Origin of the sequence: Dapis purpurea BLCC-M126 (assembly GCF_050015975.1) — a bacterium.
Lineage (GTDB): Bacteria > Cyanobacteriota > Cyanobacteriia > Cyanobacteriales > Microcoleaceae > Trichodesmium.
The window spans coordinates 1-9,029 of record NZ_JBNHER010000168.1; the positions used below are offsets into that span (position 1 = coordinate 1).

The window sequence follows — 9,029 nt, forward strand, 5'->3', positions numbered from 1 at the left end:
AACGGCATATCCAATCGACCAAGAGAAGAGAAATGATATTTCCCAATCTTCAATCAAGAGCGGTTTTAACCAGAGGTAATTATCAATTATCCATTATCAATGGATAAACAGTCATTTCCTGTCAGTTTTTGTCTCAAACATTGAATTTAATATAAATTCTATAACCTGAAAATATCTAGGAGGGAAATAAAAAAAAGCTGATAGCTAATAGCTGAGTGCTAATGGCTATGAAATTATCGACGATAATTATAAAAGCCACCACCATCACGCCAACCATTGCGCCAGGGATTTACATTAGCAAAACTACCTCCTCTACCATCAACCCAACCACCACGACGACCATTAACCCACCCACCACGACGACCATCACCCCACCTTGGTCTACTAATATTTACCCAACCTCTACCTTTTCTACCATTTTTCCAACCACTACGACCAATATTTACCCAACCTCTACCTTTTTTACCATCACGCCAACCAATGGCAAGGCTATCTGGTTCAATATTTGATTTTTCTTGAACTTGTTCTTCTTTTTCTCTGATAGTTTGTGTAATTCTATTTAAACGATTTTCAACTGTTGGCTGAAGTGGGTGATTTTCTGTAGCATTAGCTATGGGAATATTCAGTGTGGATAAAGCTAATAAAAAACCAACCCAACTACTTTTTGTAGAAATTTTTATCATATTTATTTTCCTATAAATTTTGCCTAAAAACTTAGAGCTAAATTATTATCGACGGTTGTAAAAACCACCACGATCACCCCAACCATTACGCCAGGGATTTACATTAGCAAAACTACCTCCTTTACCATCTTTCCAACCACCACGACGAGCATTAACCCAACCTCTATTTTTACCATCACCCCAACCTCGACCTCTACGAGTATCAACCCAACCTCTATTTTTACCATCACCCCAACCTAATGCGATACGCTCTGGTTCAAAATCTGATGAATTTTGAAGTTGTTCTTCCTTTTGTTTAATAGCAGCTGTAATTCTATTGAGCCTATTTTCAACTGTTAGCTGAAGTGAGTTATTTTCTATGGCATTAGCTATGGGAATATTTAGTGTTGATAAAGCAAGTAAAAATCCTACCCAACTACTTCTTGTAGAAATTTTCATTACATCTTTTCCTGTAAAAACTAAATTTAATTGTCATTTACGAAAATTGGAAAAATTGTTGCCATTACTCCAAGTTCCACCGGGACGAGAGTTATTAAAGCCGCCAGGATAATTGTAAAAACCACCCAAATCACTCCAACTATTGCGCCAAGGATTTACATTAGCAAAACTACCGCCATAACCATCTTTCCAATTAACACGATTACCATTAACCCAATTTCGATTTTTACCATCACCCCAACCTCGACCTCTACTAGTATTAACCCAATTTCGATTTCTACCATCACTCCAACCTAATGCTATAAGGTCTGGTTCAAAATCTGATGAATTTTGAAGTTGTTCTTCTTTTTGTTTAAGAGTTGCCGTAATTCTATTTATGCGATTTTCAACTGTTGACTGAAGTGAGATATTTTCTGTAGTATTAGCTGTGGGAATATTTAATGTAGATAAAGCCAATAAAAATCCTACCCAACTACTTTTTGTAGAAAGTTGCACCAAGTTTTCTCCTCAAATTAAAATAAAATTATTTAGTAATAGCGTTAGACTCAGTTTTGTCAAGAGGAACTTGTTCTTTAGTAATCATAACATTTTCAAAAAAGTTACGGATAATTGTCGGGTCTACATTGATGATTCCTTCAGGACCAAACCACTGATTAACCATTTCTTCAAAACGATTTTCTCCTACTAGATATCCTTGCATCATTTTGATAATTGAATAGTTAACTAGATTGAGAAAAGTAGAATTATTTTCAGCAACCATACAAGCTACTCCGTATCTTGCATAAGGTTGTTCTGGTACAAGTTTATAAGAATCTTTACCTAGCTCTTCTCTAATTGCATAAAGAATAACAGTATCTCCCGCTAGAGCATCAACTTTACCTTGTTCTAAAGCATTTAACCCTTCTTCAACACTGTTAACAGTTACCAAATTAGCTTGGGGTTGAATTGTTTTTATTGTTGCCGATCCAGGGTTATTTGGTGCAGTACCAATGCGTTGATTAGCTAAAGATTCTGGAGATGCCAAATTACTTTCAGAATTTACTAATAAACGGATACCCGAAACAGCATAGCTAGTAGAAAAATCTACAAATCTATCTCTTTCCCAGGTAAATGCTGTATCACAAGCAATATCAAATTCCCCACTTCTAAGTTTAGGAATTCGTTCTGAAAGTTTTTCTTCTATGACAACTTGAATAATAATATCTTTACCAAGTCGTTGCTCTAGTTCTTCTTGAACAAGATTGAGTAAATCGATTGAATAACCGACTAATTTACCTTCTTCATTAATGTAGGAATATGGTATTAAATCGCTTCTGGTACTGATAGTCAAAACTCCTGTTCTGGCTACTTTTTCCATAACTGTTTCAGCCCTAGCAGGAACTGTAGAAAACATTGTTACTATTAGACTTATAATTCCAATTAATTGTTTCCTGAGCATATTTTTTCTTTACTGAAATAATTCTATAATAATTAATAAAAACATATTATACCATTTAGTAAAATTTAAGCAAAGGTTAAATCTTTCTAATGGATGCTTTTAGGCATCTATTTGTAACAAATATTTATCAAATTAATCCTAAATTCTACCATTTTTTACTCATTTAATATTTTGTGATATAATTCAATATTATGTAATAAAACTAAAGTAGGGCGAATCGCTATTCTATAGATAAACATAAAAAAGTAATCCTGTAAATGTAGTGATTTATTGTCAGAGTAAGGAACAGATAGTAGAGAACAGGGAACACTTAATAGGAAATAGGGAACATAAAATACTGCAAATTCCCTCTTTTTAAACGAAGTATTTCCTGATCTACTTGTTTTTTTCAAAAAATCACTACTTGTACACCACTACCAATAAAAAAAGGTGGATTAATATCCTGGTTGAATCACAACTCGCAGGTTGCAACCCGCAGTAAAAGTCTGCTATAATTCCTACTATAAATAACGAGTAAGAAAAAGGTTTGTCGCCACAAAATGACCGCTAGTGTGGTTAAATTCCGACAGACAGGAGACAGGAATAAGATTTACTACGACGGCTGTTTTCCCAGGATTCGCGAGGAAAAGCAAGTAGACAGCTAAGGCAAAGCAAAAGTAGTGATTTATTGCTCTAATACCGACACCGACAGAGTAAAACCACTCGGAAAACTACCTAAAAAAATGGTCAGAGCTACACCACCTAGATTAATATCTAGTCAAGGAGTGTAGGAGTCTGTTGATACATAAGCTGATTTATCCCTTTTATAGTAGATAAACTATAGAATTGAGGGTGGTTTAACCCGTGAAGATGTCAAATAATTGCTTGGTATTCATTGATAAGACAGAGCCAAGATTCTTTTTCCAGATCCGCCAACACTACTATGTAAATATAATTAGACAAGCAAAATTAATAGTATATTTGATGACTAAGTTAATTCAATAATTAAGAATTAACAATTAATCATTACCTCTTCTTCAAACAAGAGGATTGAGCAAAATGATTTTTTTTCTTCTCTTGGTCGATTGGATATGGCGTTTGCGCTAGCAAAACGAGGGTTCTGGGGAGGGCTAAACGCCTTCTCTCGACCACTTTTTCTCCTTAAAAGGAGAGGCTTTAGACCTTAATTATTCGCTAAGTAGGCAAAATTATTTCTAGATCTACTACTCAAGTATACAAGTATATTTTTGACTCTATGTTCTCTTTCTCATCTCTGAGAAAGAGAAGCTACAAAAATTCTGTTCCCTACTGACAAATATTGAATTAATTTTGCACAGGTACTTGACCTTGATTAAAATTATTTGCTGCAAGTTTGACAAATTGCATAACCTTTGAAAACTCAGAAATATATCAGTTTAGATAATAAAACAAACTCTAAAATGAAACACAATTGCTCTTAGCTCAAGTATAGCCTTGATTAAAATTATTTCCTGGAAGTTTGACAAATTGCATAACCTCTGAAGACTCATAAATATATCAGCTTAGACAACAAAACAAACTCTTAGCTGAAAAATATCAGGAGTTAGGCAATAGTGCAAATTAATAGGTACACCCCAAAATAATTTATAGTAGTCAATAAGTAGTAATTTTTCATTGTCTTGAGAGAAAATGAAAAGTATTTACTGGCAAATATCTCTACTTCTATGTAATTACTCTGAAATGAGAACCTACACAACCGTGTTACTTCAGGTAATAACAATATCAACTCAAACTCTAAGTATTTTAAATCAAACTTAGAGATTATTTATCTCTCGAACTTTATTCTAAGTAATTATCCGGAATTAACCTTTCATATTTGGGAGATATGTATGAGAGGTAATAAGTTTCAGAATATTTACACTTAGTAGTTGCTTTTGATGATTGAATTTAGTCATAAATGACTACCATCAAAAATCGCGGCTTTCCACACGTTTCCAGTAATATCTTCTAGATTAGACGTAATAATTTAGCCTAGTAATTCCACTGATGCAAGTAATAACAAAAGATGTTAACTTGATCGTAAACTAATTAGAGAAAAATAACTACTGCAAGTAGTTTTATAACTGAGAAAAAAAGTTATCAGCTAAAGAAAATTTAGTAACTAAAGGAGAGACTATTTTGGATACAGCACCAGTTGCAAACTACTTAGGTTTATTCGCATTAGTATGCTATGTAATTACCCTATTACCCACAACTTTAAGGATTGTTTTTCCCAGCACAAAGAAGACGGAACTTCCTAAATTATTAATGAAATATCGTCGTCAAATAGGTGTAATTGCTTTTGTATTTGCCCTTCTTCATGGAGTTTTGCTAGTTCTCAAGAGAAACTTTGATTTTTTTGATATTCAAACATATTGGATATATATACAAGGAGTTGTAACTTTCATTATTTTTACATTACTAACAATCACTTCTAATGATTGGAGTATCAAAAAAATGAAGAAAAATTGGAAGAAATTACATGAGCTGACTTATTTAGCCATGTTTCTCTTAGTCTGGCACGTCATAGACAAAATGTGGGGTCATTGGAGCTATCTTACCCCATTAGCAATGTTAGGAATCACAGGTATAACAGTTTTATTTATTATTAGAAAATTTCTAGAGCGCAGAAAAAAATTGGCAAAAAGTAAGGGTACATCAATAATTAACAATTAACAATTAATAATTAATTATTAATTATTACTTCTTCTGTAATACAAGGATTGACACTCAAGGAATTTTTTTTCTTTTTTCTCCATCAGGACTTACACATAAGGTTGGAAAAACTAGGATTTGAGATTGCTTCCCTATCGGTCGCAATGACAAAAATACATTGTACTGCGTAATTCCTATCCATGAATGGAGAGGCTTTATTCCTTAATTTTTTGATAAACAGTAATCTGATTTTTTTAATTAGTAAAAACTAAAGGGTGCAAATTAAATTAATAGTAAAAAATCATCTGATTTTTTTTTAACAAGTAATAATTAATAACAGGATTAAAATTTATGCTCGCTCAACCTAAACGTTGGAAATATTCTACAGTCATAGCAGCAACTACTTTAGCAACTATTAGCGGAATATGGTCATGGCGATCACTATCAACATCAAATAATAACTATATTGAAGTATCAGAACAAAAAACTCTACCCTCTCTTACTCTTTCAGGACATAAAGCATGGGTATATGCAGTTGCCATCAGTGGCGACGGAAAAACTCTAGCAAGCAGTAGCTATGATGGTAAGATTAAGATTTGGAATTTAACTAACGGTAAATTACTTCGTACTATAAATGCTCATTCGGATGCGATAGAATCTCTTGTTATGAGTCCCGATGGAAAAATTCTTGCTAGTGGTAGTTGGGATAACCGCATTAAACTTTGGGATATTACAAATGGAAATCTCATCCAGACTCTGGAAGATCATACCGATGATGTGAAAGCTATAGCAATGAGTGCTGATGGTCAGAGTTTGGCAAGTGGTAGTTATGATGGCATGATTAAGGTATGGAATCTCAAAACTGGCTCTGTTAAGATGACAATTCAACATCCAGAACCTATAACTGCTCTAGCTTTTAGTCCTGATGGCAAAATGCTTGCTAGCGCCTGTAAAAAAGGTCAAATCAAAACCTGGAAATTGAATACAGGTAAACAAATCCACTCCTTTGCAGCACATACAAACACAATTTGGGCGATCGCTTTTAGTCCTGATAGCAAAATGCTTGCTAGTGGGAGTCAAGATCAGACAGTTAAGTTATGGCAGATAGAAAAAGGTCAATTTCTATGCACTTTAGAAGGACATGACAGGGCAGTTTTATCTGTTGCTTTCAGTCCTGATAGCAAAACTCTTGCTAGTAGTAGTTACGACAGAAAAATTCATCTGTGGAAGGTAGAGACAGAAGAGTTACTAGAAACATTGACAGATCATTCTAAAGCTGTTTGGTCTTTAAAATTTAACCCGAATGGTCAAACTCTTGCCAGTGGCAGTGCTGATGGCACTATTAAATTGTGGCCTGTATCTAGTTTGAGTAATAAACAGTTACAGAATGTTACTCTTCCATCTGTTATTAAGAAAGAAGCAGATATAGTTGCAATCTCAGAAATTACTGATACAGGTAGGTTAGAGGAGTTAAACCAAAAGGTATATGACCAAATTGACGAAAATTGGCAACAGACTCCAACTTGGTATGAGGATTTACTGTTTCAGATGAGAGTTAATGTTGATGGTGTCATTGTTAGTTTAGAACCGATGAATCAACCAGCTAGAAATTATATTCAACAAACACCTTTACCGAAATTGTTAAGTAGTGCTAATTCTCAAGTTACGAGTCAGAAAAAATATTTTGCACTATTTCGGGTAGTGATGACACCAACAGGGGTACTTGAGGTTAGTCCTTGGAGCGGTTGGTTGCAGTAGAGGAAAGTTAAGTATGGTGTTGTTATACCGTTTCACGGAAGTCAAGGGAAGCAATCTCAAGGGTTTTTGGGACTTAACGTTTTGTTGAATACTCCCCTTTATTTATGTCCAGGTACTTACATTAGGCTCGTAGTTGGGCTTTAGCCCTAATATACAATCCGGTTGAACACTCGTCATTGCGACAATAGGAAGCAATCTCAGAGGTACGCGGAGATTCCTTCCTTCCACTCTGTTTCAGTCGCAATGACTTACAGTAACTAACTATCCTGAATTTGATATTACCTCAAATTGTTAAATTAACCAGACTCAGTAGTTTATGCCAATTTTCACCTAGCCAAGCAGTAGTTTTTGTTAGATGGGGTTGAAGTTTTTCGATCGCAGAAGCAAACCCTGCACCTTTTTTGGCATATTCAAAAGCTCGCTCTAATGCTTTGCCCACCTCATTTTTATCTGACTGGGGCTTATTTAGCTCCTCCTGGACATCTTCAAAGGCATTATCAATTTTACGACGATCTGAGGTTTCCAATTTCCCCAGTATCTCACGCAAGGCGTTAATTTCTGTCTGTATGTTAACGCTTTCAGGTTCAGGTAAACTGACTTGTTGAAAATTTATGTTTGCAGTGTTGCTATCTCCTGTTTGAATGGCGGCACCAGTGACACTACCTCCAATAGAAATTGAGCGGTTTTGCCCGCCTTTATTGTCATTACTCATACCATTATACTTGTCAAATTTTACTTAATTGTACTTGATTTATGGGTTATTGTGTCTGATAATGCCCTTGCCTAATTTTTCTCACTTGATAAAGTTATAAATAAACGGTAATATGATGTTCCGTTGAATAGTTATAATTATAGCTTGTAGTTGGGCTTTAGCCCAAAGCATAGATAGGGCTGAAGCCCAACTACAAACAAAAGCTTTTTTATCACTGATTATCCGGACATAACATAATAGGGAATAATAGGCTTTGTTGCACAAATATCCTGTAACCCTTGCAGTACAAGAGTTTAGCATTAATAATATTTATTGAGAAAGCATTATTTCATAATGCTTCTAGCACTTTCATGCAACAAAGGCGGAATAATATACAACCTGGTAGGAAGTTGTCATTACGACGATAGGAGGCAATCTCGCACAATCCTGAGATTGCTTCCTTACACTCTTTTGCAGTCGCAATGACGCAGGCTATAGTAATTATACGGATTCTATAATAAGGTGGAAAAATACTACTCATTTCCTCATCTCCCTATTCCCCTCCTGGGAGAGGTTAGGGGTGGGTTCCCACACTCCCCACACTCCACATCTCCAAAAATAGCAATACTGTTAAGATTTAGTATAACTTCTGACTTCAAACTTCTCACTCTTTCTTCTCCTCCTTCAACTCAGCATGCTGCTGCTCGGCATAAACCGTTAAAACCTTTGCCAGGGACTCTACTTTACAATCGTCACTGGGACATTTTTCCGTAGCTTTCAGCGCCTGTCCCCAGTTTTTCAAGTTCGCTGCGGCTTCGGCAATGGTTCTTAAGGCATTGGCTTTGTGATAGGAAGACTGAATCTGGTGAGCAGAGGCAAGGGTTTTTTTGAGCAAGGGAGCAGCTTTTTCCGCTTGGTTAAGCTTGCCATAGGCTTCGGCAATGGCACTTAAGGCTTCAGCTTTGGAACTGGAAGACTGAATCTGGTGAGCAGAGGCGAGGGCTTTTTCGAGCAAGGGAGCAGCTTTTTCCGCTTGGTTGAGCTTCCCAATGGCTTTGGCAATGTCTCTTAAGGCTTCAGCTTTGGAACTGGAATCCTGAATCTGGTTGGCAGAGGCAAGGGCTTTTTCGAGCAAGGAATCAGCTTTTTCTGCTTGGTTTAGCTTGCCATAGACTTCAGCAATGGCTCTGAAGGCTTCAGCTTTGGGATAGGAATCCTGAATCTGGTTGGCAGAGTCGATGGCTGTTTGGAGCAATGGAACTGCTTTTTCCGCTTGTTTGAGCTTGCCAATAGCTTCGGCAATGGCTATTAAGGTATTAGCTTTGGGATCGGAATCCTGAATCTGGTGAGCAGAGGCGAGGGCTTTTTC

8 protein-coding genes are annotated in these 9,029 nt (G+C 35.9%); 2 read left to right on the top strand and 6 right to left on the bottom strand.

Features of this window, described 5'->3' with window-relative positions:
• Positions 1-233: 233 nt before the first annotated feature.
• From grrA (ACP6PL_RS15000) to grrP, 4 genes are read right to left on the bottom strand one after another with little or no spacing between them, the layout of a single operon-like run.
• Positions 234-683, bottom strand: coding sequence for a GrrA/OscA1 family cyclophane-containing rSAM-modified RiPP (grrA, locus tag ACP6PL_RS15000; protein WP_426546068.1), 450 nt, complete (start codon positions 681-683; stop codon positions 234-236).
• A 45-nt stretch (positions 684-728) separates the two neighbouring features.
• Complete coding sequence (grrA, locus tag ACP6PL_RS15005; RefSeq protein WP_426546069.1) at positions 729-1,121, bottom strand: GrrA/OscA1 family cyclophane-containing rSAM-modified RiPP; 393 nt, start codon at positions 1,119-1,121, stop codon at positions 729-731.
• 33 nt (positions 1,122-1,154) lie between these two features.
• Entirely contained in the window at positions 1,155-1,616 is a 462-nt protein-coding gene (grrA, locus tag ACP6PL_RS15010; RefSeq protein ID WP_426546070.1) for a GrrA/OscA1 family cyclophane-containing rSAM-modified RiPP, read from the bottom strand.
• A 28-nt stretch (positions 1,617-1,644) separates the two neighbouring features.
• Positions 1,645-2,514: an extracellular substrate binding-like orphan protein GrrP gene (gene grrP / locus ACP6PL_RS15015; RefSeq protein ID WP_426546071.1), complete on the bottom strand. Its 870-nt coding sequence runs from the start codon at positions 2,512-2,514 to the stop codon at positions 1,645-1,647.
• Between the two features lie 2,181 nt (positions 2,515-4,695).
• Between grrP and ACP6PL_RS15020 the strand changes: the two genes are divergently transcribed.
• Both ACP6PL_RS15020 and ACP6PL_RS15025 read left to right on the top strand, forming a co-directional pair.
• Positions 4,696-5,232, top strand: a complete 537-nt coding sequence (locus tag ACP6PL_RS15020; RefSeq protein WP_426546072.1) for a ferric reductase-like transmembrane domain-containing protein — start codon at positions 4,696-4,698, stop codon at positions 5,230-5,232.
• A 330-nt stretch (positions 5,233-5,562) separates the two neighbouring features.
• Positions 5,563-6,969 (top strand): WD40 domain-containing protein, encoded by a 1,407-nt coding sequence (locus tag ACP6PL_RS15025; protein ID WP_426546073.1) that lies wholly within the window; start codon positions 5,563-5,565, stop codon positions 6,967-6,969.
• 283 nt (positions 6,970-7,252) lie between these two features.
• Here ACP6PL_RS15025 and ACP6PL_RS15030 read toward each other — a convergent pair whose 3' ends face one another.
• Complete coding sequence (locus ACP6PL_RS15030) at positions 7,253-7,681, bottom strand: hypothetical protein (protein WP_426546074.1); 429 nt, start codon at positions 7,679-7,681, stop codon at positions 7,253-7,255.
• 643 nt (positions 7,682-8,324) lie between these two features.
• Positions 8,325-9,029 (bottom strand): tetratricopeptide repeat protein (locus ACP6PL_RS15035; RefSeq protein WP_426546075.1); only part of this gene is annotated, 705 nt, incomplete at its 5' end.

Bases quoted from the DNA above. Each gene is read 5' to 3' on its own strand.
- grrA (WP_426546068.1), bottom strand. From the start codon at position 683: ATGATAAAAATTTCTACAAAAAGTAGTTGGGTTGGTTTTTTATTAGCT.
- grrA (WP_426546069.1), bottom strand. From the start codon at position 1,121: ATGAAAATTTCTACAAGAAGTAGTTGGGTAGGATTTTTACTTGCTTTA.
- grrP (WP_426546071.1), bottom strand. From the start codon at position 2,514: ATGTTTTCTACAGTTCCTGCTAGGGCTGAAACAGTTATGGAAAAAGTA.
- ACP6PL_RS15025 (WP_426546073.1), top strand. From the start codon at position 5,563: ATGCTCGCTCAACCTAAACGTTGGAAATATTCTACAGTCATAGCAGCA.
- ACP6PL_RS15030 (WP_426546074.1), bottom strand. From the start codon at position 7,681: ATGAGTAATGACAATAAAGGCGGGCAAAACCGCTCAATTTCTATTGGA.